Annotated in this window: 22 protein-coding genes; 9 read left to right on the forward strand and 13 right to left on the reverse strand. The window is 75.4% G+C overall.

Annotated features, from left to right (window positions below; genetic code table 11):
- Positions 1–91: 91 nt before the first annotated feature.
- From AC07AL_RS16390 to AC07AL_RS16400, 3 genes are read left to right on the forward strand one after another with little or no spacing between them, the layout of a single operon-like run.
- Positions 92–655, forward strand: coding sequence for a helix-turn-helix domain-containing protein (locus tag AC07AL_RS16390; protein WP_363630482.1), 564 nt, complete (start codon positions 92–94; stop codon positions 653–655).
- A complete protein-coding gene (locus AC07AL_RS16395; protein ID WP_363586484.1) occupies positions 652–2,130 on the forward strand; it encodes an MFS transporter in 1,479 nt (492 codons plus the stop codon). The genes AC07AL_RS16390 and AC07AL_RS16395 overlap by 4 nt, the downstream gene beginning before the upstream one ends.
- 27 nt (positions 2,131–2,157) lie before the next feature.
- Positions 2,158–2,844 carry an alpha/beta fold hydrolase gene (locus tag AC07AL_RS16400; RefSeq protein WP_400805948.1) on the forward strand — a complete coding sequence of 229 codons (687 nt, stop codon included), beginning with the start codon at positions 2,158–2,160 and terminating at the stop codon, positions 2,842–2,844.
- A 47-nt stretch (positions 2,845–2,891) separates the two neighbouring features.
- Here AC07AL_RS16400 and AC07AL_RS16405 read toward each other — a convergent pair whose 3' ends face one another.
- Complete coding sequence (locus AC07AL_RS16405) at positions 2,892–4,331, reverse strand: DUF2252 domain-containing protein (protein WP_478317727.1); 1,440 nt, start codon at positions 4,329–4,331, stop codon at positions 2,892–2,894.
- 307 nt (positions 4,332–4,638) lie between these two features.
- Here AC07AL_RS16405 and AC07AL_RS16410 point away from each other — a divergent pair, with 307 nt between their 5' ends.
- Together AC07AL_RS16410 and AC07AL_RS16415 are read left to right on the forward strand one after the other, a co-directional pair.
- The gene (locus AC07AL_RS16410; RefSeq protein WP_400805945.1) at positions 4,639–5,646 is read left to right on the forward strand and encodes a LacI family DNA-binding transcriptional regulator; all 1,008 of its coding nucleotides are present in this window, start codon (positions 4,639–4,641) and stop codon (positions 5,644–5,646) included.
- A 101-nt stretch (positions 5,647–5,747) separates the two neighbouring features.
- Positions 5,748–8,198: a polysaccharide lyase 8 family protein gene (locus AC07AL_RS16415; protein WP_478317691.1), complete on the forward strand. Its 2,451-nt coding sequence runs from the start codon at positions 5,748–5,750 to the stop codon at positions 8,196–8,198.
- Between the two features lie 38 nt (positions 8,199–8,236).
- Here AC07AL_RS16415 and AC07AL_RS16420 read toward each other — a convergent pair whose 3' ends face one another.
- Together AC07AL_RS16420 and AC07AL_RS16425 are read right to left on the reverse strand one after the other, a co-directional pair.
- Positions 8,237–8,806 carry a DinB family protein gene (locus tag AC07AL_RS16420; protein ID WP_363586480.1) on the reverse strand — a complete coding sequence of 190 codons (570 nt, stop codon included), beginning with the start codon at positions 8,804–8,806 and terminating at the stop codon, positions 8,237–8,239.
- 56 nt (positions 8,807–8,862) lie between these two features.
- Positions 8,863–9,942, reverse strand: a complete 1,080-nt coding sequence (locus tag AC07AL_RS16425) for a DUF2690 domain-containing protein (RefSeq protein WP_478317692.1) — start codon at positions 9,940–9,942, stop codon at positions 8,863–8,865.
- Positions 9,943–10,241: 299 nt separating this feature from the next.
- Here AC07AL_RS16425 and AC07AL_RS16430 point away from each other — a divergent pair, with 299 nt between their 5' ends.
- Positions 10,242–10,691 (forward strand): helix-turn-helix domain-containing protein, encoded by a 450-nt coding sequence (locus AC07AL_RS16430; RefSeq protein WP_478317693.1) that lies wholly within the window; start codon positions 10,242–10,244, stop codon positions 10,689–10,691.
- Between the two features lie 77 nt (positions 10,692–10,768).
- On the opposite strand, the gene AC07AL_RS16435 is transcribed toward AC07AL_RS16430, so the two are convergent.
- The gene (locus AC07AL_RS16435; protein WP_478317694.1) at positions 10,769–11,848 is read right to left on the reverse strand and encodes a peptidoglycan recognition protein family protein; all 1,080 of its coding nucleotides are present in this window, start codon (positions 11,846–11,848) and stop codon (positions 10,769–10,771) included.
- Positions 11,849–12,172: 324 nt separating this feature from the next.
- On the opposite strand from AC07AL_RS16435, the gene AC07AL_RS16440 reads away from it, so the two are divergent.
- The gene (locus AC07AL_RS16440; protein WP_363630494.1) at positions 12,173–12,964 is read left to right on the forward strand and encodes a methyltransferase domain-containing protein; all 792 of its coding nucleotides are present in this window, start codon (positions 12,173–12,175) and stop codon (positions 12,962–12,964) included.
- Positions 12,965–13,063: 99 nt separating this feature from the next.
- On the opposite strand, the gene AC07AL_RS16445 is transcribed toward AC07AL_RS16440, so the two are convergent.
- The 8 genes from AC07AL_RS16445 to AC07AL_RS16480 all read right to left on the reverse strand — a co-directional run bounded on the left by AC07AL_RS16445 (position 13,064) and on the right by AC07AL_RS16480 (position 22,411).
- Positions 13,064–14,869, reverse strand: a complete 1,806-nt coding sequence (locus tag AC07AL_RS16445) for a beta-galactosidase (protein WP_478317695.1) — start codon at positions 14,867–14,869, stop codon at positions 13,064–13,066.
- Positions 14,870–14,942: 73 nt separating this feature from the next.
- Positions 14,943–15,824: a sugar phosphate isomerase/epimerase family protein gene (locus tag AC07AL_RS16450; RefSeq protein WP_478317697.1), complete on the reverse strand. Its 882-nt coding sequence runs from the start codon at positions 15,822–15,824 to the stop codon at positions 14,943–14,945.
- Entirely contained in the window at positions 15,821–16,993 is a 1,173-nt protein-coding gene (locus AC07AL_RS16455) for a dihydrodipicolinate synthase family protein (protein ID WP_478317698.1), read from the reverse strand. The genes AC07AL_RS16450 and AC07AL_RS16455 overlap by 4 nt, the downstream gene beginning before the upstream one ends.
- Positions 16,993–18,096: a Gfo/Idh/MocA family protein gene (locus tag AC07AL_RS16460; protein ID WP_478317728.1), complete on the reverse strand. Its 1,104-nt coding sequence runs from the start codon at positions 18,094–18,096 to the stop codon at positions 16,993–16,995. The genes AC07AL_RS16455 and AC07AL_RS16460 overlap by 1 nt, the downstream gene beginning before the upstream one ends.
- A gap of 85 nt (positions 18,097–18,181) precedes the next feature.
- Complete coding sequence (locus AC07AL_RS16465) at positions 18,182–19,231, reverse strand: hydroxyacid dehydrogenase (protein WP_400805931.1); 1,050 nt, start codon at positions 19,229–19,231, stop codon at positions 18,182–18,184.
- Entirely contained in the window at positions 19,228–20,130 is a 903-nt protein-coding gene (locus AC07AL_RS16470) for a carbohydrate ABC transporter permease (protein WP_363586471.1), read from the reverse strand. The genes AC07AL_RS16465 and AC07AL_RS16470 overlap by 4 nt, the downstream gene beginning before the upstream one ends.
- A complete protein-coding gene (locus AC07AL_RS16475; RefSeq protein WP_400334298.1) occupies positions 20,127–21,077 on the reverse strand; it encodes a carbohydrate ABC transporter permease in 951 nt (316 codons plus the stop codon). The genes AC07AL_RS16470 and AC07AL_RS16475 overlap by 4 nt, the downstream gene beginning before the upstream one ends.
- Positions 21,074–22,411: an ABC transporter substrate-binding protein gene (locus AC07AL_RS16480; protein WP_363617368.1), complete on the reverse strand. Its 1,338-nt coding sequence runs from the start codon at positions 22,409–22,411 to the stop codon at positions 21,074–21,076. Before AC07AL_RS16480 ends, AC07AL_RS16475 begins: the two co-directional genes overlap by 4 nt.
- Positions 22,412–22,621: 210 nt before the next feature.
- Between AC07AL_RS16480 and AC07AL_RS16485 the strand changes: the two genes are divergently transcribed.
- A complete protein-coding gene (locus AC07AL_RS16485) occupies positions 22,622–24,613 on the forward strand; it encodes a DUF2264 domain-containing protein (RefSeq protein ID WP_478317700.1) in 1,992 nt (663 codons plus the stop codon).
- Positions 24,614–24,622: 9 nt separating this feature from the next.
- A complete protein-coding gene (locus AC07AL_RS16490) occupies positions 24,623–25,417 on the forward strand; it encodes a sugar phosphate isomerase/epimerase family protein (protein ID WP_478317701.1) in 795 nt (264 codons plus the stop codon).
- A 78-nt stretch (positions 25,418–25,495) separates the two neighbouring features.
- Here the strand turns inward: AC07AL_RS16490 and AC07AL_RS16495 are convergent, their stop codons facing one another.
- A complete protein-coding gene (locus AC07AL_RS16495) occupies positions 25,496–26,560 on the reverse strand; it encodes a substrate-binding domain-containing protein (protein ID WP_400805921.1) in 1,065 nt (354 codons plus the stop codon).
- Between the last annotated feature and the right edge of the window lie 207 nt (positions 26,561–26,767).

Here is a 26,767-nt window from a genome sequence, read left to right on the forward strand (position 1 = left end):
CCGAGTCCACGCCTCCCGCCCTTCTCCACGCCCCGGTCACAGCGGCCCGCGCCCCTGGGAGTGATCTCATATCCGGGATAGCATCGCGAATATGGGAATCGAGACGGCCGTCGACGAGCGGCTCGCCAACCGGCTCGCCGAATTGAGGCTGGAACGGGGCTGGACGCTGGAGGAACTGGCCCGGCTGGCGGACGTCAGCCGTTCGACGCTGTCGCGCGTCGAACGGGCCGAGGTCAGCCCGACCGCCGCGCTGCTCGGGCGGCTCTGCGCCGTCTACGGGCGGACCATGTCCCGGCTGCTCGCCGAGGTCGAGTCGGCGCCGGCCCGGCTGGTGCGGGCCGCGGACCAGCGGATCTGGCGGGACGAGACCACCGGCTTCGTCCGCCGCTCCGTCTCCCCGCCGCACGGCTCGCTGCGCGCCGAGATCGTCGAGGGCCGGCTGCCCGCCGGCGCCGACATCGCCTACGACCGCCCCTGCCTGGCGGACCTGGAACACCACCTGTGGGTGTTCGAGGGGGTGTTGGAGCTCACCGTCGACGGCGAGCGGCACCTGCTCGGCCCCGGCGACTGCCTGCGCTACGTCTCCGGGACCAGCCGCTTCCGCGCCCCCGGCCCGGACGACGCCCGGTACGCCCTGGTGGTGGTGGAACCGTGAGGCGCCCGAAGACCCGGATAGCCGCCGGGCCCCGCGAGCGCTTCGACGCCGCCGGGCGCCGCGTCCTGCTGGTCTGCGTCGCCGGCGGCTTCACCACGCTGCTCGACCAGTCCGTCCTCAACACCTCCATCCCGGCCCTGCGCGAGAGCCTGCACGCCCAACCCGCCCACCTCCAGTGGATCGTGGCCGGCTACTCGCTCGCCTTCGGCCTGGCACTGATCCCCGGCGGGCGGCTGGGCGACGTCAGGGGCCGCAAGTGGTTCTTCGTCACCGGCCTCACCCTGTTCACCCTGGTCAGCCTGGTCTCGGCGACCGCCACCGCGCCCGAGGTGCTGATCGCCGCCCGGCTGCTCCAGGGCGTGGGCGCCGGACTGGTCAACTCGCAGATGATCGGCACCCTCCAGGACGTGTTCGACGGCCAACTACGGGCCCGCGCCCTCGGCATGTACGCCGTCACGGGCGGGCTGGCCTTCGCGCTCGGCCCGCCGATCGGCGGCGCGGTCCTGGCGGCGGCCGGCCCCGAGCACGGCTGGCGGCTGACCTTCCTGCTCAACGTGCCGTTCGGCCTGGCCACCGTCGCGCTGGCGGTGCGTCACCTGCCCAGGCCGCGCCCGAGTGCCCGGCACGCCGACCTCGACCTGGTCGGCCTGCTGCTGGTCGCCGCGCTCACCCTCGCCCTGATGCTGCCGTTCGTCCAACCGCCGGGCTGGACCGGCTGGCTGGCCTTCGCCGCCGTCGCCGTCCTGCTGCTCGGCGCCCTCGCCTGGTGGCAGCGCCGCTACGCCCGCTCCGGCGGCCACCCGCTGATCCACCCGGCACTCACCCGCTCCGCGCCGTACGCGCTCGGCACCGCGACCGCGATGGCCCAGTTCGGCTCCTCGCTCGCCGCCGGACTGGTGCTCACCATGTTCCTCCAGGACGGCCTCGGGCTCTCCCCGATGGGCGCCGCACTCGTTGCGCTGCCCTCGGCGGTGGCCATGGGCGTCGCCTCCGCGCTGGCCTGGCGGGTGGTGCAGCGCTTCGGGCGGCGCACCATCACCGCGGGCATGACCGGCTCCGCCCTGGTCATGCTGGCGAGCGGACTCGTCGCGCACTGGGCGCCCGCGGCCGTCCTGCCCTGGCTGCTGGCGCTGCTGCAACTGTTCGGCGGCGCCTCGATCGGCGTGATGGGCGCCACCAACCAGGCGTACGTGTTGCGCCACGCGCCCGCCGAGGCGGCCGGGGTGAGCGGGGCCATCCTGCAGATGGCCCAGCGGATCGCGGCGGCGGTCGCGGTCTCGGCGCTGTCCGGCGTCTACCTGCGGCAGACCGCCGGGGGCGGCGACCACCGCTCCGCCTACCTGGCCACCAGCGTGGTGTGCGCGGCGGTCGCCGCCCTCGCCGTCCTGGCCTCGGTGTTCGCCGGCCGGCGGGCGGCCCGGGAGGCGACCGGCGAGCCCGTCGCGGTGAGCCGTGGGCGAACAGCGGTCCGTTAGCGCAGGCCCGCACGTACGGTGGCGGGCATGACCGAGAACCGGATCGTGGACCTGCCCGAGGTGGCGCTCGCCTACCGCGAGAGCGGCCCGCCGGACGGCCCGGCGCTGGTGCTGCTGCACGCCCTCGGGGAGCGCGCCACGGACTGGGACGTCGTCCTGCCGGAGCTCGCCCCCAGGCACCGCGTGTACGCGCTCGACCTGCGCGGCCACGGCGACAGCGGCCGCACCGCCCGGTACGGCCTGGAGGAGATGCGCGACGACGTGCTCGCCTTCCTCGACGCGCTCGGCCTGGCGCGGGTCGACCTGGTCGGCCACTCGATGGGCGGCGTGGTCGGCTACCTGGTCGCCCAGGCCCGGCCGGAGCGGATCGGCCGTCTGGTCCTGGAGGACATCCCGGCACCGCACCCGCGCCCGGCCGGCGCGGTGCCGGACGCGCCGGAGGAGCCGGTGCACTTCGACTGGGCCGTGGTGAAGGCCGTCAAGGCGCAGGTCGACACCCCCGACCCGGCCTGGCTGGCGGGGATGGCCGGGATCACCGCCCGCACCCTGGTGGTCGCGGGCGGCTCGGCGAGCCACGTCCCGCAGGAGCGGCTCGCCGAGCTCGCCCGGCTGATCCCGGACTGCCGGATGGTCACCATCGAGGCCGGGCACCTCGTGCACAGTGCCCGGCCCGTCGAGTTCGTCGCCGCGGTGGCGCCGTTCCTGTCCGCCTGACCCGGGCGTCCTGACGCGCGGGCCCCGTTCGGGCCCGGTGCCCCCGGTCAGACGCCGAACTCGGCCGGCAGACGGCCGGCGCGCACCGCCGCGACCAGGTCGGCGTGGTCGGCCTCGGTCCGGTCCGCGTACGCGACGGCGAAGGCGGCGACCGCCTCGTCCAGCGCCTCGCTCCTGCCGCAGTAGCCGGCCAGCAGGTCGGGGTCGGCGGTGTGCGCGTGCGCCCGGGCCAGCAGGGCGCCGGTGATCCGGGCGTAGTCGTCCAGTTGGCCCGGCAGCAGCGCGGCCGGGTCGACGCTGCCCTTGCGGTTGCGGAACTGCCGGACCTGGTAGGGGAGTCCGTCCACCGTCGTCCAGCCCAGCAGGGTGTCGCTGACCACCTGCATGTGCTTCTGCCCGAGCACCACCCGGCGGCCCTCGTGGCCGTCCTGACCGGCCACCGGGTGGCCCGCGCGCTCCAGGTACGGCAGCAGCACGGACGGGCGGGCCTCCTTCACCTGGAGCACCAGCGGCTGGTCCCGGTGGTCGGTGAGCAGCACCACGTACGAGCGGGTGCCGACGCTGCCGGTGCCCACCACCCGGAACGCCACGTCCTGCACCCGGTAGCGGGACAGCAGGGTGCGCACCTCGGCGGGCACCGTCGCCACGTACGGGCCGAGCGACTGCGCGACGGCCCGCGCGGTCGCGTCGGTCACCTCGGTGAGCACCGGCGGAGCGGCCGTGAACCGCCGTCCGCCGTCCGCCGTACGGGCGGTGCTGCGGGCGGCGAACCTGGCGCTGGTGTTGCCCAGCGCCTTCGTGCCGACCTTGCGCAGCACCTCGGCCAGGTCGTGCGCCTCGGTGAAGGAGACCAACTGCTCGTCCGCGACGGCGTTCCAGGCGTCCAGCGCGGGCAGCTTGGCGAGCGTGCGCATCGTCCGGCGGTAGGAGCCGGCCGCGTGCTGGGCGGCCTCCCGGGCGGTGGTCTCGTCGGCCCCGGTCTCGCGGCCGGCCAGCACCAGGCTCGCGGCCAGCCGCTTGAGGTCCCACTCCCACGGGCCGGGCACGGTCTCGTCGAAGTCGTTGATGTCCATCACCAGTTGCCCGCGGGCGTCCCCGTACAGCCCGAAGTTGGCGGCGTGCGCGTCCCCGCACAGCTGGGCGCCGACCCCGGTGTCCGGGGTGCCCGCCAGGTCGGCGGCCATCAGTCCGGCCGAACCGCGCAGGAACGCGAACGGCGTGGCGGCCATCCGCCCCACCCGGATCGGCACCAACGCGGCGATCCGGCCCGCGTTGGACGCCTCGATCGCCTCGACGGCCGTCGGCCGCTCGGGCCCGGGCGAGAACTCCGCGTGCCGTTCCCGGGGGATGCGCCCGCGCAGCGCCTTCCCCCGTTCCCGCGCCCGCCCGCCCCGCCCCGACGCGAACCCGGCCACCGCGAACGCCCGCCGCCCCTGCGGCGCAGCTCCGTCCACACCGGCCACGGCCCCGTCCGCCACCTCGGTCACCTCGGTCACCTGCGTCACCGTTCCCCACCCGTCCCTTCCGGCTCCCACTCGCCCGCGACCTGCGCGAACGGCTTGCAGGGGGAGTGACGTCCGACATCTGACGACGGTTCCTGAGCCCGCCGGACGCGGGACGGCCGGCGAGCAGTTGGCGGAGGTCTTCGGAGGTCTGCGGAGGCGGGAAGGGCGTCCGCCCGTATCCTCGGGGCACGGCCCGCCGTGGAGGCCGGGCGTGGAGCTGGTCGGGACCGGGGGGACAGCGGTGAGCGACGGGGGGAGAGCCCGGCGGGGCAGGCCCACGGTGAACGACGTGGCGGCGCTGGCGGGCGTGTCGATGGCGACGGTGTCGCGCGTGCTGGCGGGCGACTACCCGGTGGCCGGGGCCACCCGGGAGCGGGTGCTGCGCGCGGTGCGCGACCTCGACTACGTCGTCAACGCGCAGGCGCGGGCGCTGGCCGGCCGGCGGTCCCGGACGGTGGCGATCCTGCTGGGCAACCTCGCGGCGCCCTTCCACAACCGGGTCGCCCACGGCGTGGAGCGGCAGGCGGTGGACGAGGGCTGCCTCTGCCTGGTGGCGGCGACCGACGACGACCCCGACCGCGAACTGACGCTGGTCGAGGAGATGCGGGCGCGCGACGTGGAGGCCGTCGTGCTGGTGGGCGGGGTGGAGGACAGCCCGGGGTACCGCTCCCGGATCGCCCGGTTGGCGCGCATCCTGGACGCGGCCGGCTCCCGGCTGGTGCTCTGCGGCCGGCCGGCCCCGGGGGAGGAGCTGCCGCTGACGGCCGTGCACTACGACAACGCGGGCGGCGCGCGGGCGGCCGTCGACCACCTGCTGGCGCTGGGCCACCGGCGGATCCTCTTCCTCGGCGGACCGGCCGCGACCACCACCACCCGGGAGCGCCTCGCCGGGTACGAGGCCGCGCTGGCGGCCCACGGCCTGCGCCGCCCGGCCGAACTGACGGTGGAGGGGTGCCACACCCGGGACGGGGCGCGGGCCTGGCTGCGCCGCCGCCTGGCCCAGGGGCCGCCGGACTTCTCGGCGGTCTTCGCGCACGACGACGACGTGGCGGCCGTCGTGCTGACGGTCCTGCGGGAGCACGGGATCGCCGTGCCCGGACAGGTCTCGGTGGTCGGCTTCAACGACCTGCCCGGGGCCGAGGACCTCAGGCCCGGCCTGACCACCGTGCGCATCCCGCACCTCGGCCTCGGCCGCACGGCGCTGCGCCTCGCGCTGCACCGCCCCGGCCCCGAGCCGCAGCGGGCCGTCCTCGCCACCGAACTGGTGCCCCGCGGGTCGACGGGGCCGGTCGGGTAGCCGGCCCTCCGGTCACGGGCCCGTGCCGGAAGCGTTGTCCTCGCGATAGAAAGCGCTTACTCTCCGGTCAGACAAGGGAGTTCGCGAGGAAGGACGGCCCGATGGACAGCTCGTGGACGGAGACCGGTGACCTGGCGGCGATACCGGTCCTGAGCAGGCGCGGACTGCTCAGGACCAGCGCCGCCGCCACCGCCGCGGCGGCCGCGTGGTGGCTCGGCGGGCCCACCGAGGCCCGGGCCGCCGACGGCTACGACGCGATGCGCGCGGCCTGGTCCGAGCAGCTGACCGGAACCGGGTACGACCCGGCCGCGCCGCCGTTCGCCCGCGCGCTCACCGCGCTGGGCGACCAGGCGCGGGGCCACCAGGCCGCGTTGAGCCCGCAGCCCGGGTCGCTCTGGCCCGACCTGCCGGTCGGCTCGGCCTCCGCCGCCGTCACGTCGACGGTCGGGCGGCTTCGGCTCATGGCTCTGGCCCTCACCCGGCCGGCCACCGGCTCGACGGGCGATCCCGGCCTCGGCGCCGCCGTCGCGACCGGCCTGGACTGGGTGCTCCAGCGCGCCTACACCGCCACCACCACGTCGTACGGGAACTGGTGGGACTGGCAGATCGGCGCCCCCCAGGCGCTGCTGGACGTGTGCGTGCTGCTCGGCGACCTCCTGACGGCCGAACGGGCGGCCGCGTGCGGTGCGGCCGTGGACCACTTCGTCCCGTCCACGGTGGTCGACAAGTACACCGGGACCAGCACCGGGGCCAACCGGGTGGACCTGTGCCGGGTGCTCGCGCTGCGCGGTGTCATCGGCCGCTCGGCGGCCCCGGTCGCCGCCGCGCAGCGGGGGCTGTCACCGGTGTTCCGCTACGTGACCACCGGCGACGGGATCTACGCCGACGGCAGCTTCGTCCAGCACACCTGGGTGCCGTACACCGGCAGCTACGGCGAGGTGCTGCTCGGCAGCCTGAGCCGGCTGCTGCGCCTGCTCACCGGAACGCCCTGGGCCGTCACCGATCCCGCGCTGCGGAACGTCTTCACCGCCGTGGACCGGGGGTTCCTGCCGTTCCTGTTCAACGGCCTGGTGATGGACGGGGTTTCGGGCCGCGCCGTCAGCCGGGGCGTGCAGGCCGGCGACGCACGGCGGGCCCGCCTGGACGACCACGTGCGCGGTCACGCCCTGCTCGGGGACGTCCTGCGGCTGGCCGACTCCGGGTCGGTGCCGGCCGCCCAGGCGGCGGCCTGGCGCGCCGCCGTGAAGGGCTCCCTCCAGCGCGACCAGGTGCTCCCCTACCTGTCCAACGTCCTCGCCGACATCCCCGAACTCGCCCGCGCACAGGCCCTCCTGGCGGACTCCGGCACCCGGGCGGCGGACGAGGGCACGGGCAGCCGGGTGTTCACCATGGACCGGGCCGTCCACCGCCGGCCCGGCTGGAGCGCGCAGCTCAGCCTGTCCTCGTCCCGGACCGCCTTCTACGAGTGCGGGAACGGCGAGAACCTGCGGGCCTGGCACAGCGGCAGCGGAATGCTCTACTGGTACGGCGGCGAGCAGGGCGACGAGCAGTACAGCGACTCCTTCTGGCCCACCGCCGACCCCTACCGGCTGCCCGGCACCACCGTGTCGACGCGCCCGCTGGCCGACGGGGCCGGCGGCGACTGGGGCCAGGCCCGCCCGGCGACCGCCTGGGCGGGCGGGGCGAGCGACGGCGACTGGTCGGTGGTCGGCCAGGACGTCCGGGGCCTCGGCTCCGCCCTGGTCGGGCGCAAGTCCTGGTTCTGCCTGGACGATTCGATCGTCTGCCTCGGCGCGGGCATCGGCTGCACCGACGGCGTCGCCGTCCGCACGACCGTCGACCACCGCAACCTCGGGGCCCGCGAAGATCGGGAGTTCGTGCTGGACGGCGTCCGCCAGCCCGCCGACCCCGGCTGGAGCCGGAGGGCCGACGGCGTCCGCTGGGCGGCGCTGGCCGGGTCGGGCGCCTGGGTGTTCCCCGACGGCGCCACCCTCGACCTCGCCCGCGAACGGCGGACCGGGGCGTGGGCCGACATCAACCGGGGCGGGGCGCCCGACCCGATCACCCGGACCTACCTGTCGATCGGCCTCGACCACGGCACCGACCCCGTCGACGGGACGTACCACTACGTGCTGATGCCCGGGGCCGGCCCGGACCAGGCGGCGGCCCGCGCGGCGGCCCCGACGGCCACCGTGCTCGCCAACACGGCCGACGCCCAGGCGATCAGCGTGCCCGGACTCGGACTCACCCTCGCCAACTTCTTCGCCCCCGGCACGGTCGGCCCGCTGACCGTCTCCGCCCCCTGCTCCGTCCTGCTCCGGGAGAACGGCGGCGACCTCTCCATCGCCGTCGCCGACCCCACCCGGAAGGCGGCCACCGTCCAGCTGACGCTGGCGCGGGACGGCTACCGGCTCGCGAGCGGCGGCACCGGCATCACGGTGCTCTCGGACTCCGGGCCGCTGGCGCTGCGCTGCGCGGTGGCGGGCACCGGGGGAGCGAGCCTGTCTGCGGTGTTCCGGCGGGGCGCCGCCTTCCAGCGAGGCGCCGCCTGACGGGGCCGCCCGCCGAGGTCAGCGCACCGGGACGGGCCTCACTGGCCGACCCGCCCGTCGAGGCACTCGCGCAACAGGTCGGCGTGCCCGCAGTGACGGGCGTACTCGTCGATCCTGTGCACCAGCAGCTCTCGCACCGCGATGCCGTTCTTCCCCAGCCGCACGCCCAGATCGGGGTGTGCGGCCAGGGCGGCGTCGGTGGCGGCCTGTTCGCGGGCGAGGTCGGCGAAGGCCGCGTCGACCTCGGCCTGCTCGGCGACGGCTCCGTCGAAGTCCGCGTCCCGCCGGCCGTAGAGCTTCGGCAGCGGATCACCGTCGCTGATCCAGCCGCGCCAGTCCCGTTCCACTTCGGCGAGGTGCCGGACGAGGCCGAGCAGTGACATCGTCGACGGCGGGACGGAGCGGCGGGCCAGCTGCTCCGGGTCCAGGCCCTCGCACTTCATCCGCAGGGTGTGGCGGTAGTTCGTCAGGAAGTCGTTCAGAGTCGGGAGTTCGCCGTCCGGGCTGACTCCCTCGCTGTTGCGGGGGTCGTCGTCCGGGTCGGCCCACATGTCGGGGTAGACGGTCGCCTGGGTCCATCGCTCGGGTTGGTCGCTCATGCGGGCCATGTTCGTTCGTGCGGGCCCGAGCCGCCAGTGGGTTTCGCCGCGATGGTGGCGGCTCCTCAGAGCGTCGGCGTGGGCGTGGGTGTCGGCGTGGGCGTGGGCGTGGGAGCGGCGGCCGGAGGCGGGGGGCCGGGGAGGGCGCTCGCGCGGGCGGCGAGGTCGGTGACGACGCCGGTGCAGCTGTCGCCCTCCTTCTGGTGGCCGCACACCTGCAAGGTGGTGTCGCCGGGGCTCGCGTCGACCATCACGGAGTAGTTGTCGTAGCCCCAGTGGATCAGGGCGGTCTCCTGCGAGCCGTGGTTGGTGGTGATGGTGGCGCTGTCCCCGGGGGAGCCGTCGGTGATCCCCGACCAGGCGGCCCGGCACCGCGGGCTGTAGTGGACGTAGAGGACGACCTTGCCCACGTTGCCGGTCAGCAGGGTGCGCTGGTCGACGTCGCACCGCATGTCCTGGGGGTCCTTGCCGGCGCAGCCGACGCCCTCGCAGAGCGGCGCGGACCCGGCGGCCGTCGTCGCCGCCGTCTTCGGCGGGAGCGTCGCCGCCGATGCCGTGCCGTTGCCGCCGTGCGGGCCGCGCAGGTACAGGGTCGCGAACAGGATGAGCACGGCGGCGACGGCGGCTCCCACGCCGGCCGCCGGCCGCCGCCACGGGGCGGGCCGCGGTGAGGCGGGGGCGGCGTCGGGCGCTTCGGCCGCCGGCTCGGGCACCTCGGCGGGCGGTGCGGGCGCGGGCTCGGGTACGGGCTGGGGCTCGGGGGCCTCGGCCGGCGCGGGCGCAGGGGCTTCGGCCGACGCGGGCGCGGCCTCGGGGGAGAGCGCCTCGTCCGCGTCGCGCGCGGCCTCGGCCTTCCGCAGCAGGGAGGTGAGCAGATCGGCGTCGCACTCGACCGTGGCGATCAGGCCGGCCAGGGCCTGCGGGGTGATCAGGCGCTTCCCGTTCAGCCAGCGCTCCCAGGAGGCCTTGCTGAGGTAGGTCCTCTTCCCGAGTTCGGCCAGTGAGATCTGGTGCGCGTCCTTGACCGCGCGCAGCTCCTCGGCCAGACGCCGAGCGGGTTCCGAAAGATCGTCAGGGAGCGGCTTCCAGGACTGGCTCATCGCGGGTACCTCGGGCGGGTCGGTGGAGGATGCAAACTGATCCACTTTCGGATGATCAGTCTAATCGGTCGACTTCCCTCGGCCACCGCCCGCTTCCCCGAGCGCCGCGCCCTGCGGCGCGCCCACCCGGGGCCCGCGTCCCGGACACCGTCTCACGATGCCTCCGCCCCGGCGTCCCAAGGTGCAGCTCCGGGCCGTGGGACGACCTCGGACCGTCTCAGAACCGCCGAAGACGCTCGAAGATCGGCGGAGAATCCCGCAGAGTGGGCCGCGCCTTGGCCGGCACGCCGGCAGGCTCCCGGCCCGGGCACGGTCACAGCACAGAGCAACGGGGGAGAAGCCACATGGACCGCCACCACGCGTCGTACACCACGTCTCCAGCCCCTGCCGACGAACTCGCCAGGGAGCTCCGGTCGCTGAAGTCCGAGTCGGGCCTGACGTACGCCCGGCTCAGCGAACGCACCCACTACGCGAAGTCCTCCTGGGAGCGGTGGGTGAACGGCAAGCAGTTCCCGCCGCGCGACGCCGTGGAGAGCATCGCCTCCGTCTGCGCCGGCGACACCGACCGGCTGCTCGACCTGTGGCGCCGGGCGGACGGCTGCCGCGCCGCGGGCGCACCGGTCGGCGCACCGCCGGACACCGCCGTGCCGCCGGCACCCGGGCCGACGGGGACCCACCGCTGTCGGACGGCCCTGCTGCGGCCGCTGAGCGCCCTCGTGCTGGTGCTGGCGGCGGGCCTGGTGCTGGCCGTCACCGGCCGCCGGCCGTCCCGGCCGGACAGGACCTTGGGCTGACCACGACGACGCCCCCGCGGACGCAACGGATCCGCGGGGGCGTCGGGTGGTCCGGGCCAGGGCCGGCGGGCACGGGGTCAGGCGACCAGCCGGCTCCAGGCGCGGGCGTCCACCACCCCGTCGGCGGGCAGTCCGGCCGAGGTCTGGAAGGCCGTCACCGCGGACCGGGTGCCGGGGCCGAACGCGCCGTCCACGCCCACCTGGATGCCGTGCGCGACCAACTGGTTCTGCACGGCCAGCACCGCGCCGCCCGAGGCGCCGTCGGCGAGGGGCGCGACCGCCTGGCTCCACGTCTGGTTGCCCGCGATCCCGTCCGCGGTGGCGTGCGTGAGGTTCTGGAAGGCCGTGACGGCGCTCTGCGTGGCGGGCCCGTACGCTCCGTCGACGGTCAGGCTCGCGCCGTGCTGCACCAGCAGGTACTGGAGGGTCCGCACCGTCTCGCCCGAGGCCCCGCCGGTGAGCACCGGCCACACGGGCCCGGTCGGGTCTCCTCCGATGCGGGCCGCGACGTCGCGGCGCAGCTGCGGGATCAGCGCGTACAGGCGGTCACCGGGGCACTCGGTGTTGTTGAAGTCCCGGTGCCCGTAGATCTGGTAGGCCCGCAGCCCGTACTGGCGGCAGATGTAGGTGATCAGGTCGACCAGCGCCGCGTACTGCTCGCCGCGCGGGTCGACGGTGGTGTAGGTGCCCTCGTTCTCGATGCCGATCGCCACCGTGTTCTGCGCCGTGCAGTGGGCGGACTCGACGTGCTGGGCGCCGCCGCGCAGCGTGGACAGGCTGTTGTGGCGGCCCTCCAGGACGTACGCGCCGCGGCTGATGGTGAAGTGCTGCCCGGTGTCGATCCAGCCCTCGGAGTCCATCTGGTACGTCTGCATCGACCGGGCCAGCGAGAACGCGGCCGCCTGCGAGTAGTCCGTCACGTTGGGGGTCGCGGTGTGGTGCACGATCACCTTGTCCGGCACCCCGGCCAGGACGTTGACGGGGATGCTGGAGGGCCGGGCGCCCCACGCGGCCGTGTCGGCGACCGTCGGCCCGTCGGCGGCTCGTGCCACCCCGGCGGGCAGGGCGGACGCGAGCAGGGCACCGCCGCCGACCGCGAGGGCGCCGGTCAGGAAGGAGCGGCGACCGGGGCGGGGCGGGGTGAAGTCGGGGTACATGAACGGGGCCACCTGTTCCTTGGCGGGCTGGCGGGCTGGCGGGCGGGTCCGGGCGGGTCCGGGCGGGTCCGCGGGCGGTCCGCGGTCCGCACCGGTCGGACCGGTCGGACCGGTCGGCCGCCACGCTAGGAGCGCGGAGGCCCGGTCCACCATGGCTTCGCCGTCCCTCCCACGTCCCGGGACGCCGCAGCCCGGGGCGGGAGACGCGAGGGTGCGTTCCTCGGGGTGCCTTCGCGCACCCGGCGCCGATCGCCTACCATCGCGGTCGGCCGCGTCGAGCGACGGGCGGGGCGACGGGCAAGGGCGATCCGAGAGGCGCGGAGCATGGGCGACGAGCGCGGCTACCTGCTGGACAACCGGCAGCGGGAGGCGGGTCGACGGTTCGAGGGCATCGCCGAACTGTTCGACCCGTGGACGCTGGAGCACCTGGACCGGCTGGGCCCGGCCGACGGGCACCACTGCTGGGAGGTGGGTGCGGGCGGCCCGGGGATCCCGCTGGCGCTGGCCGAGCGGGTCGGGCCGACCGGCCGGGTCCTGGCCAGCGACCTCGACACCAGCTGGCTGACCGGACTGCCCGCCGACCGCGTCGAGGTCCGCCGGCACGACGTCACCCGCGACCCGCTGCCCGACGAGCTGTTCGACCTGGTGCACGTCCGCCTGGTGCTGGTGCACCTGCCGGACCGGGCCGAGGTGCTGCGACGGCTGGCGTCGGCGGTCCGGCCCGGGGGCTGGCTGGTGGTGGAGGACGCGGACCCGGCCCTGCAACCGCTCGCCTGCCCGGACGAGCACGGACCGGACCAGGAGCTGGCGAACCGGGTGCGCCGGGCGTTCCGGGCCCGGCTCGCCGAGCGCGGCGCCGACCTCGCCTTCGGCCGCACCCTGCCCCGGCTGCTCCGCGAGGCGGGCCTGACGGACGTCGCCGCCGAGGCGTACTTCCCCGTCACCTCCCCGGCCTGCCGGGAGCTGGAGGCGGCGACGGTCCGTCAGCTCCGCGACCAGTTGGTCGGCCCCGGCCTCACCGCCGCCGACCTGGACCGGCACCTGGCCAACCTCCGCGACACCGAACTGGACGTGACCACCGCCCCGTTGATCACCTGCTGGGGCCGGCGCCGGTAGCCGACCACCGCGGGAACGCTCAGTCCCCGACCGGCCGGGTCGTCGAGGCGACGGCGTAGCCGGTGAGCAGGGCGGTCACGATGTCGGTGAGGCGGGGTTTCAGAACTCTGAGCTGGGGGCGTCCGTGACGGGGCCGAGGTCGGGTCGGTCGCGGAGGTCGAGGGCCTCGCCGTGGCGGGTGAGTTCGAGGAGGACGAGGGTGTTGGTGCCCGGGCGCCAGAGCGGGGCGGGGGCGTAGAGGGTGCGCTGCGGTCCCTCGTCGGTGTAGCGGCCGAGGAGGAAGCCGTTGAGCCAGAGCAGGCCGCGGCCCCAGCCGGGGAGGGCGAGGAAGGCGTCGGCGGGGGTGTCGAGGTCGGTCTCGAAGCGGTGGAAGGCCGGGTCGCCGTCGGTGGCGGTGGTGGCCGGGTCGAAGGCCAGGCCGCTCAGGTCGGTGAGGGGGAGCGGGCGGATCTCCCAGTCGTGGAGGCGCTGGCGTTCGTGCGAGACGCCGCGCCGGATGCCCTTGCGGTCGTCGAGTTGGGGGCCGTAGTTGGTGCGGCCGAGCGCCTCGACCAGGATGTCCAGGGTGGCGCCGGCCGGCGTGGTGGCCAGCGGGAGGGTGGCGCCGGGGTCGTTGCGGTCGAGGGTGCCGAGGGGGTTGCCGTCGGCGAAGACCTGGGCGCGGTCGCCGAGGCCGTCGACGCGCAGCGGCAGGGTGGGGCGGGGGCCGGGGACACGGGTGCGGTAGTGGATGAGGCCGAGTGACTGGCCGAGGTTCTCCATGGGTTCCGGGACGGGCCGGTGGTGCGGGGTGGCGAGCGCGTCGAGGGAGTCGAACAGGCGGGCCCGGCCGGTCCTGCGGTCGATGCGGCGCGGGGCCAGGCGGGGCGGCTCGGCGGGGAGTTCGCCGTCGGGCAGGGGGAGGTACCGGCCGATGACGTCGCGCAGGGCGTGGAACTTGGGGGTGAGCTCGCCGGCCTCGCCGATGGGGGCGTCGTAGTCGTAGCTGGTGGTGGTGGGCTCGTAGCCCGGGGTGTCGGGGCTGGTGCCGGTGTGGTTGGCGCCGGACCAGAGGCCGAAGTTGGTGCCGCCGTGGGCCATGTAGAGGTTGACGGAGGCTCCGGTGGCGAGGAGTGCGTCCAGGGAAAGGGCGGTCTCCTCCGGGTCGCGGACGTGGTGGGGCCCGCCGACGCGGTCGAACCAGCCGATCCAGAACTCCATGGCGGCGAGCGGCCCCTTGGGCTGCTGGCGGCGCAGCACCTCGAAGCGCTCGGGGGCGCGGGAGCCGAAGGTCGCGGTGGCGAGCAGGCCGGGGATCGCGCCGCCCTGCTGCATGAAGTCCTCGGCGCCGTCGGCGGTGAACAGCAGGCAGTCCACGCCGCGCGCGAGGAGGCCGTCGCGCAGGTGGGCGAGGTAGCCGGCGTCGGTGCCGTAGCTGCCGTACTCGTTCTCGACCTGGACGGCCACGACGGGGCCGCCGCGGCTCGCCAGCAGCGGCACCAGCTCGGGCACGAGGGCGTCGAACCAGCCGTCCACGGCGGCCAGGAAGGCGGGGTCGGCGCAGCGCAGGCGCAGGCCGTCGACGGCGAGCAGCCGGGCGGGCAGGCCGCCGAACTCCCATTCGGCGCAGATGTAGGGGCCGGGCCGCAGGATGACGTCCAGTCCGTGCTGCTGGGCCAGCCGGACGAACCGGGCCACGTCCCGCCAGCCGGTGAAGTCGATCTCACCGGTGGGAAGTTCGTGGAAGTTCCAGGGGATGTAGGTGTCCACGGTGTTGACGCCGAGGGCGCGCAGGCGGCGCAGCCGGTCGTCCCAGAGCTCGGGGTGGACGCGGAAGTAGTGCAGGGCGCCGGCGACGATCCGGTGCGGGGCCCCGTTGCGGCGGAACCCGGAGTCGTCGTAGTCGAGTTCGATCGTTTCGATCATGGCGTGACCAGCTTTCGAGGGGGTGGCACGGGCTGCCAGGGTAGGGCAGGGCCGAACGGCGAACGCCCGACGGCTACCGGCGCGGCGCGGCGACCACGTGGGTGCGGTGGCGGTCGGCCACGGTGGCGAGGGTCTGCGCGCCGGGGGTGGCCCAGATCCGCTCGTTGAAGATCTCGACCTCGATCCAGCCGGTGTAGCCCGCGGCCGTGACCTGGTCGGTGAGGGAACGGAAGTCGATGTGGCCGTCGCCGACGTGGCCGCGCCCGAGCAGGACGTCGGCGGGCAGCGGCAGCGTCCAGTCGCACACCTGGTAGGCGGCGATGCGGCCGTCCCGGCCCGCCCGGTCGAGCTGTTCGGGCAGCGCCGGGTCCCACCAGACGTGGTAGCTGTCGACGACCACGCCGACCTGGGCGGCCGGGTGCGGCGCGGCGAGGTCGAGCGCCTGGCCGAGGGTGGAGACCACGGCGCGGTCGGCGCAGAACATCGGATGCAGCGGTTCGATGGCCAGCCGTACGCCGAACTGTCCTGCGTACGGGGCGAGTTCGGCGAGCAGGTCGGCGATCCGGGCGCGCGCGCCGGGCAGGTCACGGCTGCCCTCGGGCAGGCCTCCGGCGACCAGCACCAGGGTGTCGGTGCCGAGTTCGGCGGCCTCCTCGACGGCCCGCCGGTTGTCGTCGAGCGCGGCGCGGCGGCCCTCCGCTCCGGCGGCGGTGAGGAAGCCGCCCCGGCAGAGGCTGCTGACGGTCAGGCCGCTGTCGCGGACCAGCCGGGCGGCGCGGGCCGTTCCGGTCTCGGCGACCTTGTCCCGCCACAGGCCGATCGCCGGGATGCCCGCCTGCGCGCAGCCCCGGACGGCCTCGGGCAGGGACCAGTGCTTGGTGGTGATCTGGTTGAGCGAGAGCCGTTCCAGTCCGGGGGCGGCGGTGCCCCGCTCGGCGGGGTGAGGTGCGGTCACGCCGACCACCCGGCCAGGGCGAGGTAGCGGCGCATCCGGTCGGCCGCGAGCTCGGGGTCGGGGAGCACCCCGGCGGCGTCGGCGAGCCGGAGCAGTTCGACGAGGTGCGGTACGGACCGGCCGCTCTGGGCGCCGGCCACCATGGTGAAGTGCTCCTGGTGGCCGGCCAGGTAGGCGAGGAAGACCACACCGGTCTTGTACTGGTAGGTCGGCGCCGCGAAGAGGTGCCGGGCCAGCGGAAGCGTCGGGCCGAGCAGCGCGTCGTAGCGGGCGGTGTCGCCGGCGTCGAGGGCGTGCAGGGCTGCCGCGGCGTGGCCGGCGATCGGGTCGAAGACGCCGAGCAGGGCGTCGCTGTGGCCGAGTTCGTCGCCCTTGATCAGTTCGGGGTAGTGGAAGTCGTCGCCGGTGTAGAGCCGCACCCCGGCGGGCAGGGCGCGGCGCAGCGCGATCTCCCGGTCGGCGTCCAGCAGCGACACCTTGATGCCGTCGATCCGCCCGGGGTGTTCGCGGATGAGGGTGAGGACGGTGTCGGTGGCCGCGTCGAGGTCGGCGGAGCCCCAGTAGCCGGCCAGTGCCGGGTCGAAGACGGCGCCGAGCCAGTGCAGGATCACCGGCCGGGCGGACTGCCGGATCAGCCCGTCGTAGACGCGGAGGAAGTCCTCCGGGCCGCGGGCGCGGGAGTTGAGGGCCCGGCTGGCCATCAGGACGGGCTGCGCGCCGGCCGCCTCGACCACGGCGAGCTGCGCCTCGTAGGCGTCCGCCACCTCGCTCAGGGCAGCGGCTGTGATGTCGCTCAAGGAGCGTGCCGGGTCGGTGAGTTGGTCGGTGCCGACGCCGCAGGCGAGCCGGCCGCCGACGGCGCGGGCCGCCGCGCCGGAGCGGGTGATGAGTTCGCGGGTGGCGGCCCAGTCCAGGCCCATGCCGCGCTGGGCGGTGTCCATGGCGTCGGCGACGCCGAGGCCGAGCGACCAGAGGCGGTGGCGGAAGGCGAGGGTGGCGTCCCAGTCCAGGGCGGCCGGGGCGCCGGCGGCGTTGGCGCCGAGCGGGTCGGCGACGACGTGGGCGGCCGCGAAGGCCGTGCGGGAGGCGGGCGGGTGCGCGGGCAGGTCGAGCGGTGCGGGCTCGCGTAGCCGCAGCCGGCCGTGCCCGGGCAGGTCCAGTTCGGCCATCAGAGCACCAGCTCGGGGACGTCGAGGCGGCGGCCCTCGCGCGCCGAGCGCAGGCCGAGTTCGGCGAGTTGGACGCCCTTGGCGCCCTCCAGGAGGTCCCACGGGTAGGCGGAGCCGGTCGCCACGTGGCGCAGGAACAGCTCCCACTGCACCTTGAAGCCGTTGTCGTACTCCTCGTTCGCGGGCACCGGCTGCCACTGGGCGCGGAAGGGGTCGGTGGCCGGGAGGTCCGGGTTCCAGACCGGCCGGGGGGTGGTGGCCCGGTGCTGGATGCGGCACTCGCGCAGCCCGGCGACGGCGCTGCCCTCGGTGCCGTCGACCTGGAACTCGACCAGTTCGTCCCGGTCGACCCGCACCGCCCAGGAGGAGTTGATCTGCGCGACGACGCCGCCGGCCAGCTCGAAGACGCCGTACGCGGCGTCGTCGGCGGTGGCGGGGTAGGCCCGGCCCTGCTCGTCGACGCGGCGGGGGATGTGGGTGGCGGTGTGCGCGTACACCGTGCGGACGGGCCCGAAGAGGTTGTCCAGCACGTAGCGCCAGTGCGGGAACATGTCGAGGATCACGCCGCCGCCGTCCTCGGCGCGGTAGTTCCAGGACGGGCGCTGGGCGCTCTGCCAGTCGCCCTCGAAGACCCAGTAGCCGAACTCGCCTCGCACGGACAGGATCCGGCCGAAGAACCCGCCGTCGACCAGCCGCTTGAGCTTGCGCAGCCCGGGCAGGAACAGCTTGTCCTGGACGACGCCGTTGCGGACGCCGGCCGCCCGGGCGAGGCGGGCCAGCTCCAGGGCGGCGTCGAGGGATTCGGCGGTCGGCTTCTCGGTGTAGACGTGCTTGCCGGCGCCGATCGCGGCGCGCAGGGCGGCCTCCCGGGCGGGGGTCACCTGGGCGTCGAAGTACACCTCGGTGAGCGGGTGGGCGAGCGCCTCGTCGAGCGAGGTGGTCCAGTGCTCCAGGCCGTGGCGTTCGGCCAGGGCGCGCAGCTTGGCCTCGTTGCGGCCGAGCAGGATGGGTTCGGGCCAGAGCACCCGGCCGTCGTCGAGGTCGAGGCCGCCCTGCTCGCGGATGGCGAGGATCGAGCGGACGAGGTGCTGGCGGTGGCCCATGCGGCCGGTGACGCCGTTCAGGACGACGCCGATCACCTTGCGGTCCACGGGTGTTCTCCTTGCAGCTGGTAACGGGGGGGGGCGGTCAGGCCGTGCGGTGGATGCCTTCGGGGTGGACGGCGTGGGCGAACGGCAGGCCCCGCGCGTAGCGGGCGAGTTCGTCGGCCGCGGCGGCGGCCATCCGGTGCAGCTCGCCGCCGAGCGAGCCGGCCACGTGCGGGGTGAGCAGGACGTTCGGCAGCTCGTACAGCGGTGAGTCGGCGGGCAGGACCTCGGGGACGGTGACGTCGAGGACGGCGTCCAGGCGGCCGGCGACGAGTTCGTCGGTGAGCGCCTGCTGGTCGACCAGCGAGCCGCGGGAGGTGTTGACCAGGGTGGCGCCGTCGCGCATCAGGGCGAGCCTGCGGCGGTCCACCAGGTGATGGGTCTCCGGCAGTTCGGGGGCGTGCACGGTGACCACGTCGGAGGAGGCGCACAGGTCGTCCAGGCCGACGGCCCGGGCACCGAGCGCGGCGGCCTCGGCGGCCTCCACGTACGGGTCGTACAGCAGCAGGTCGAGGTCGTGCGGGCCGAGCAGTTCGAGCACCCGGCGCCCGATCCGGGAGGCGCCGACGATGCCCACTGTGCGCCGGTAGTTCCCGGCGGCGGCGTAGGCGCCCTGCCAGTCGTGCGGGGCGCGCCGGTGCCGGTAGTCCTCGCGGATCGCGAGCAGCCGCTTGTTGGCGAGCAGCACGGCGGCGACGGTGTACTCGGCGACGGGCAGCGCGTTGGCCCAGGCCGCCGAGGTCACCTGGAGGCCGCGCCGCCAACAGGCCTCGGTGACATGGTGCTTGACCGAGCCGGCGGCGTGGATGACGGCGCGCAGCCGGGGCGCGGCGGCCAGCACGGCCTCGTCCAGCGGCGGGCAGCCCCAGCCGCTGATGATGACCTCGGTGCGGGCCAGCGCGGCGGCGGCCTCGGGGGCGGCGAAGTCGTCCACGACCAGGTCGGGGTCGAGGTCGGCGAGGTCGGTGAGCCGCTGGACGGCGTGCCGGTCGAGCAGCCGGGCGGGCAGGGCACGGTCCATCGCGAGCAGGGCGCGGGGCCTGCGGGCCGGGGCGGCGGGGGAGCGGATGTCGGCTGTGGTGGTGGTCATTTGACGCTTCCTGCGGTCAGGCCGGCCCGCCAGTGGCGTTGCAGGCCGACGAAGGCCGCCACCAGCGGGAGGACGGCGAGCAGCGAGCCGCTGACGACGAGGGGGTAGTACTCGGGGAAGGCGTGGGTCTGGGCGTTCCAGCTGAACAGGCCGAGGCTGACCGGGAAGAGCCGGTTGTCCGAGAGCATCACCAGGGGGAGGAAGAAGTTGTTCCAGATCGCGGTGAACTGGAAGAGGAACACCGTGACGAAGCCGGGCGTCATCATCCGCAGGCCGATCGACCAGAAGGTGCGCAGTTCACCCGCGCCGTCCATCCGGGCCGCCTCCAGCACCTCCCCGGGGACGTAGCCCGCGCAGAACACCCGGGCGAGGTAGACGCCGAAGGGGTTGACCAGGGAGGGCACGAAGACCGCCCAGAAGGTGTTGACCACGCCGAGGTCCGAGGCGAGCAGGTACATCGGCAGGGCCAGTGTGGTGGTGGGCACCAGCACGCCGAGCAGCACCAGGCCGAACAGCTTCTCCTTGCCGGGGAAGGCGTGGACGTGGAACGCGTACCCGGCGCAGACGCAGACCAGGGCGCAGGCCAGGGCGCCGAGCCCGGCGTACAGCAGGGAGTTGAGGTACCAGCGGAAGTAGATGCCGTCCCCGGTGGTGGCCAGCGCGTGCAGGTTGTCGCCGAGGTGCCAGGTGGCGGGGGAGAGGGCGCGCCCGCCGAGCAGGTCGCCGGTGTTCTTGGCGGCGGCGGTCACCAGCCACAGCAGCGGCAGCAGGGTGTAGGCGGTGGCGAGGACGAGGGCGCCGTTGACGGCGGCCTTGGAGAGCGTCCACGGCCGGCGGGGCGGGTGGCTGCGGGCGGCGGAGCGCTGCCGGGGGCGGCGTCCGGGGGCGAGCGTGGTCATCCGGTGGCCTCCGTCCGCCGGTCCGGGCGCGGGCGGGTGGCCCGGGTGACGAGGAAGGACAGCGCGGCGGCGGCGAGCGCGAGCAGCACCGAGGCGGCGGCGGCCAGGCCGTAGTCGCCCCGGTCGAAGGCGGCGGTGTAGGCGTACATGCTGGGCGTCCAGGTGGAGACGACGCCGGGGGAGGCGCCGTGCAGGATCATCGGTTCGGTGAAGAGCTGGAGCGAGCCGATCAGGGTGAACAGGCCGACCAGCACGATCGAGGCGCGGATGAGCGGGATCTTGACGCTGACGGCGGTCCGCAGCGGTCCGGCGCCGTCGACGACGGCCGCTTCGAGGACTTCGCGCGGGACGGCCTGGAGCGCGGCGTAGAAGATGACCATGTTGTAGCCGGTCCACTCCCAGAGCGCGATGTTGACCACGGCGGGCAGTGGCGCGCCGAACGGGTCGGGGTGGGCGCCGCCGGCGTTCAGCACGTCGATGACCGGGCTGATGCCGGGCGTGTACAGGTAGACCCAGATCAGCGCGGCGATGATGCCGGGCACCGCGTGCGGCAGGAACAGTGCCAGCTGGAAGAAGCGGCGGGCGCGGGCCAGCGCCGAGTCCAGCAGCAGCGCGAGGAGCAGCGCCAGCCCCGTCATCAGCGGGATGTAGAGCAGGCAGTACTGCGCGGTGGTCCAGAAACCCGAGCGGAACGCCTGGTCGCCGAGCGCCCGGGCGTAGTTGCCGAGGCCGGTGAAGACCGTCTCGCCGCCGCCGAAGCCGAGCCCGGACCGGTGCTCGGTGTACAGGCTGAGGTGGACGGCGTAGCCGATCGGGACGAGCGTGCAGGCCGTGAACAGGAGCACGAACGGGGCGAGCAGGACGGCCGGGGCCCCGTACCGCCCGCGCCGGCGGGCGCGGGCGGCGACGGCGGGCCCGGGCCCGGTGCGGGGCGGGTGGGCGGTCACTGCTTGACCTTGAGGCCGCGGTTCTTCAGCTCGGCCTGGGTGGACTGCTGCGCGGCGTCGAGGGCCGCCTGCACGGTGCCGCCCTGGGTGAGCTTGCCGAACGCGTCCTTGAGCGCGTTGTTGGTCGCGTTCATCGTCGGGCCCCACTGCCAGTTCGGCTTGATCGACTTCGCGGCGTCCGTGTAGAGCGCGTACACGTCCTGGCCGCCGTAGAAGTCGGCCTTGAAGGCCTCCTCGGCCACCGGGACGAGGGCGGGCGCGGCCGGGAAGGCGGAGGAGGTGCCGGAGGCGATCCGGGCCTTGATGCCCTCCGGCGTGGTGGTCGCCCAGGTGGCGAACTCGACGGCGGCCCCGGCCTTCCTGCTGTCCTTGGAGACGGCGAAGGTGGTGCCGCCGACCATGCCGCTGGCCGGGGTGCCGTCCCAGCTGGGCACCGGGGCGACGGCCCATGTGCCGGCCGCGTCGGGCAGGGTGCCCTTCAGCACCCCGCCGCCCCAGGAGGCGCCGAGGTAGCCGGCGGTCTCGCCCTTCTGCAGCGAGGCCGTCCACGGCTGGCTGAACGAGGGCTGGACGCGGACCAGGTCCTCGGCGATCAGCTGCTGCCAGTAGTCCGCGGTCGGTTTGGTCCCGGCGCCGTTGAGGTCGACGCTCCAGGCGTCGTCGCGGCCGGTGAACCAGTGGGCGCCGGCCTGCCAGGCCATCGCCTCGAAGGTGGCCGGGTCGTCGGGGAAGAAGGTGGCGATCCGGGTGTCCGGCTGGGCCTGCTTCAGTTTCTGCGCGGCGGTGCGGAATTCGTCCCAGGTCTTCGGCGGGGTGAGGCCGGCCCGGTCGAAGAGGTCCTTGCGGTAGTAGAAGGCCTGCGGCGAGGCGTCCAGGGGCAGCGCCCAGGTGCGGCCGCCGAGGGTGGTCAGGTCCATGGTCTGCGGCAGGTACTTCGCCCTGAGCTCGCCGGGGACGAGCTTGGAGATGTCCTGGACGGCGCCCTGGCTGACGAAGTCCGGCAGTTGGGCGTACTCGACGTTGAACACGTCGGGGGCGTTGCCGGCCTTCACCGCGTTGGAGATCTTGGCGTACCCGCCGGCCGTGCCGGAGGGTATCTCCTCGTAGACCACGTTGACGTCGGGGTGGGAGGCGTTGAAGGCGGCGACGACCTCCTTCGTCCCCTTGGACCAGGCCCAGAAGGTCAGCGTGACCGGCTTGCCGTCGTCGGCCTTCGGGGCCCCGCCGCCGCTGCCGGCGCAGGCGGCGAGGAGGACGGTGGACAGCAGGCCGCCGGCGGCCGCGCGGAGGAGTCTGCGCCGGGGGTGGGGGAGGGGGAGCGGGAGTGAGGGCATGCACGACTCCGGGAGAGGGGGGCGCGGCCGGGGGGTCAGGGGGGCTGCCGGTGGCCGCGACCGGGCGGGCAAGTGGTCGCCATCCTGGGCGGGCGATCGATCGAAGTCAAGAGATCTGGATCAAATGATCCGTTGCGATCAAAAGCCTTGACGAACGATCAACCGCTTTCTAGATTCCCCGCACGGGGCGCGACTCCCGAGCCCCGGGCCATGGAGGACACCGCCGTGCTGCTGCCCCCGGAAGACCACGCCCTCAGCCCCCGCACCGGCTGGACCAGAGCCCACTGGGAGGCCGCCGCCGACGGGCTGCTCGACGCCGTCCTCCCCTGGGCCGGCCCCGGACACGCGCTGATCGACCTCCCCGGCCCCCGGCCGAGCTGGTCCGGCCGCCGCTCCGACGCCCTCGAAGGCTTCGCCCGCACCTTCCTCCTCGCCGCCCTGCGGATCGCCGGCGCCGGCGGCGCCGACCCCCACGGCCTGCTCGACCGCTACGCCGCCGGACTCGACGCCGGCACCCGCCACCCCACCACCGCTCGCGACCTCACCGACGACGACCCGGCGTCCTGGCCCGTCGTCACCGACCGCGGCCAGGCCATGGTCGAGGCCGCCGCCATCGCGTTCGCCCTGCGGCTGACCCGCCCCTGGCTCTGGGACCGCCTCCCCGCCGACGTCCGGACCAGGACTGCCCGGTGGCTCGCCGAGACCCTCCACCGCACGCCCAACGACAACAACTGGTGGCTCTTCCCGCTCGCCGTCGGCGGCTTCCTCGCCGAGGCCGGCATCGAGGAGCACGCCGCCCGCGCCGCCGTCCGGCGCGGACTGGACCGCGTCGACCGCTTCTACCTCGGCGACGGCTGGTACACCGACGGCCGCCCCCGCGCCTTCGACCACTACAACGGCTGGGCCCTGCACCTCTACCCCGTGCTGCACGCCCACCTCGCCGACGACCGCGCCCTGCTCGCCGAGTACGGCCCCCGGCTCGCCGCCCACCTCGCCGACCACGCCCACCTGTTCGGCGGCGACGGCGCGCCGGTGCACCAGGGCCGCTCGCTGATCTACCGGTTCGCCGCCGCCGCCCCGCTCTGGGCCGGCACGCTCACCGGCCACACCCCGCTCACCCCCGGCACCACCCGCCGACTCGCCTCCGGCGCCCTGCGCCACTTCCTCGACCGCGGCGCCACCGACCCCGACGGCCTGCTCACCCTCGGCTGGTACGGCCCCCACCCCCCGCTCGTCCAGCCCTACTCCGGCCCCTCCTCGCCCTACTGGGCGGCCTCCGGCTTCCTCGGCCTGTTGCTGCCCGCCGACCACCCCGCCTGGACCGACCGCGAGGAGCCCGCGCCCGCCGAACGCCGCGACACCGTCCGCGTGCTGCCCGGCCCCGGCTGGCTGGTCCAGTCCACCGCGGCCGACGGCCTGGTCCGCCTCCACAACCACGGCAGCGACGACCAGCCCGCCGACCGCGTCCACCCCGACGACCCGCACTACGCGCGGCTCGCCCACTCCACCGCCACCGGCCCCGTCCACACCGGTCCGGCCGACAACCACCTCGCCCTGCTGGTCGACGGCGAACCCACCGAACGCGGCCCGATCACCCCGCTCGCCACCGGCGACGGCTGGGCGGCCTCCACCCACCGCCCCCGGGCCGGCGGACACCCCCTGCCCGGCGTCACCGTCACCTCGCTGACCCTCGCCCACGGCGCCGACGAGGTCCGCGCCCACCTGGTCGTCGGCGCCCCGTCCGGCACCCCGCTGCGCGAGGGCGGCTGGGCCGTCGCCGGAGACCACCTGCCACCCGCCCGGCCCGGCACCGCCACCGCCGCTGCCACCGCGACCGCCCACACGCTGGACGGCCGTCTGCTGACCAGCGAACTGCGCGCCCTGCACGGTTACACCGCCGCCCGCACCAGCCCCGTCCCGGACGGCACGGCCTTCGGGGCGGACGCCGCCCTGCCGGTCCTGACCGGCGCCACCGGCGGGGCCGTCCACCTGCTGGTGTGCGCAGCCCGCCTCACCGCAGCCCGCCTTACCGCCGCCGCGGACGAGCTCCCGCCGCTCGGTGGCCCGACGGCGGACGTGGCGGCCGCTCCCGACGAGGCCTACCGGCTGCGGGTGCGGTGGGCCGACGGCACCGTCCACGAGGCGGAGCTGTCGCCGGGAGCGGCCTTCGCCCGCCGACTTCCGCCCGGCGACCGAACCTGAGGAGCACCCGTGCCGCTCGCCCTGTCCACCCTCGGCCTGCCCGATCTGCCGCTCGCCGCCGCCGCGCGCCTCGCCGCCGACCACGGCTGGCACGGGCTGGAACTGCGCTGCGCCCCGGGCCAGCCGGTCCACCCCGGCCTGACCGCCGACGAGCGGCGCGCCGCGGTGCGCGCACTGGCGTCCACCGGGACGGTTCCGCTCGCGCTGGCCTCCTACCTCGGCATCGCCGCCCCGGGCGCGGACGCCCCGCTTCTCGCCGACCTCGGCGGACACCTGGAACTCGCCGCCGACCTGGGCTGCCCGGCCGTCCGGGTCTTCCCGCGCGGCGGCGCCGCGCCCGGCCCGGCGGCGGCCGACGAACGGGCTGATGAGCGCGCCGCCCGGCGGCTGGCCGCCGTCGCCGGCCGCGCGGCCGAGCTCGGCGTCCGGGTCCTGGTCGAGACGCACGACTCGCACCCGACCGGCCGCGACCTCGCCCGGCTGCTCGCCCCCGTCGACCACCCGGCCGTCGGCGCCCTGTGGGACCTCCAGCACACCGTCCTCGGCGGGGAGCCGCCGCAGGCCACCCACCGGGCGCTAGCCGGCCGGCTGGGCCACGTCCAGGTCAAGGACGTCGCCTCGGCCGTCGACCGCACGCCGCTGCCGCTCGGCGCCGGCACCCTGCCGATCGCCGCCTGCCTCGCCCTGCTGCCGGCCGACGCCTGGGTCTGCTGGGAGTACGAGGCGCCGTGGTACCCCGAGGCCGCCCCGCTGGCTCCGCTGCTCGGCGCGGCCGCCGCCTGGCTGGCGGGACTGCGGCGGTAGCGCTCCCCGGCCCGGCCCGTGGGCGGACCGCCCTGCGAAGGTGGCAGCTGGACGGGCCCCCGGCCGGGGGCTGGGGGTTCAGCCGCCGCAGGAGGTGCGGATGCGCAGGGCCGGGAGCAGGGAGATCCGGTGCACCGGCAGATCGGGCCCGGCGGTGAGACGGCGCAGCAGGAGGCCGACGGCGGTCTCGCCGACCGCGCGGGTCGGCGGGGTGACGGCGGTCAGCGGCGGGGCCGCCAGGGCGGCGAACACGTCGTCGTAGGCGATCAGCGCGAGGTCGGCGGGCACCGCGAGGCCGCGGGCGCGGAGCAGCGGGAGCAGCTGGATCGCGTCCTGGTCGTTGTGGATGAGGGCGGCGCGGACGCCGTCGGACACGGCGTCGGCGATCAGCCCGGCGAGCCGGTCGGAGTCGGCGGGGCGGCCGTCGTCACCGAGGGTGTCCAGGACGGGCAGGGCGGCCAGTCCGAGCAACCTGGTGCCGTACTGGTAGCCGGCCCGGACCTCCCGGGCCGTCCAGGAGTCGCCGCGGGCCGCGAGCAGGACCCGGTCGTGGCCGAGGTCGGCGAAGTGGCGCAGCGCGAGGAGGACGCCCTGCCGGTGGTCCGAGCCGACGGAGTCCAGGCCGGCGCCGGGGCCCCCGTACTCGGGGGCGCCGCGTTCGACCAGGACGGCGGGCACCGGCAGGTCGTCCAGCCAGTCGTGGGCCTGCGCGGGCCGGCCCGGCAGGAGGTTGGGCGCGAGCAGCAGCCCGTCGAGGCCGGACTCCAGCAGCCGTTCGGCCTGCGTGCGGTCGTCGCGGGCCTCGTACGGGGCGATGCCGAGGACCAGCCGGGCGCCCGCCGCCGTCGCGGCGGCCCGGGCTCCGTTGATCAGCTCGTCGAAGTACGACCCGACGGAGGGCACGAGCAGCCCGAGGGCGCGGGTCCCGCCCTCGCCGTCCGTCGGCTTCTCCGGTGTGCGCCGTACGACGAATCCGTGTGAGCGCCCCACCCGGCCGGCCTCGGCCAGCGCGGCGACGTCCCGCCGCACGGTCACCGCCGGAATGGCGAGCCGCGCCGCCAGGTCGGCGAGCCGCAGGGGCCCGCTCGCCTCGCCGACGGCCTTGAGGATCAGGTCCCGACGTTCCTCGGCCGAGATGGTCATCGCCTGTCCCCCGTACTGCTCCGAACCGCCGCTGGTTGATCGGACCATATCTTTCGATCGACTTCCGATCAAGTATGACCGTGATGCCGCACCCGGTACCGCACCGGCCTGCCCGCGCGTCCACGGCGACGGCCCGCCCGGCCTGACCTCAGGCGCAGTCCTTCCGCCCGCCCTTCGCACTCGCGGGGAATCCGCCGCGCCCGTGCA

The sequence above is a fragment of the Kitasatospora sp. NPDC043949 genome (assembly GCF_056435365.1).

Coding starts and splice junctions, on each gene's coding strand:
- AC07AL_RS16390 (WP_363630482.1), top strand. CDS start 92: ATGGGAATCGAGACGGCCGTCGACGAGCGGCTCGCCAACCGGCTCGCC.
- AC07AL_RS16400 (WP_400805948.1), top strand. CDS start 2,158: ATGACCGAGAACCGGATCGTGGACCTGCCCGAGGTGGCGCTCGCCTAC.
- AC07AL_RS16415 (WP_478317691.1), top strand. CDS start 5,748: ATGGACAGCTCGTGGACGGAGACCGGTGACCTGGCGGCGATACCGGTC.
- AC07AL_RS16420 (WP_363586480.1), bottom strand. CDS start 8,806: ATGGCCCGCATGAGCGACCAACCCGAGCGATGGACCCAGGCGACCGTC.
- AC07AL_RS16430 (WP_478317693.1), top strand. CDS start 10,242: ATGGACCGCCACCACGCGTCGTACACCACGTCTCCAGCCCCTGCCGAC.
- AC07AL_RS16435 (WP_478317694.1), bottom strand. CDS start 11,848: ATGTACCCCGACTTCACCCCGCCCCGCCCCGGTCGCCGCTCCTTCCTG.
- AC07AL_RS16440 (WP_363630494.1), top strand. CDS start 12,173: ATGGGCGACGAGCGCGGCTACCTGCTGGACAACCGGCAGCGGGAGGCG.
- AC07AL_RS16445 (WP_478317695.1), bottom strand. CDS start 14,869: ATGATCGAAACGATCGAACTCGACTACGACGACTCCGGGTTCCGCCGC.
- AC07AL_RS16455 (WP_478317698.1), bottom strand. CDS start 16,993: ATGGCCGAACTGGACCTGCCCGGGCACGGCCGGCTGCGGCTACGCGAG.
- AC07AL_RS16460 (WP_478317728.1), bottom strand. CDS start 18,096: ATGGGCCACCGCCAGCACCTCGTCCGCTCGATCCTCGCCATCCGCGAG.
- AC07AL_RS16465 (WP_400805931.1), bottom strand. CDS start 19,231: ATGACCACCACCACAGCCGACATCCGCTCCCCCGCCGCCCCGGCCCGC.
- AC07AL_RS16470 (WP_363586471.1), bottom strand. CDS start 20,130: ATGACCACGCTCGCCCCCGGACGCCGCCCCCGGCAGCGCTCCGCCGCC.
- AC07AL_RS16480 (WP_363617368.1), bottom strand. CDS start 22,411: ATGCCCTCACTCCCGCTCCCCCTCCCCCACCCCCGGCGCAGACTCCTC.
- AC07AL_RS16485 (WP_478317700.1), top strand. CDS start 22,622: ATGGAGGACACCGCCGTGCTGCTGCCCCCGGAAGACCACGCCCTCAGC.
- AC07AL_RS16495 (WP_400805921.1), bottom strand. CDS start 26,560: ATGACCATCTCGGCCGAGGAACGTCGGGACCTGATCCTCAAGGCCGTC.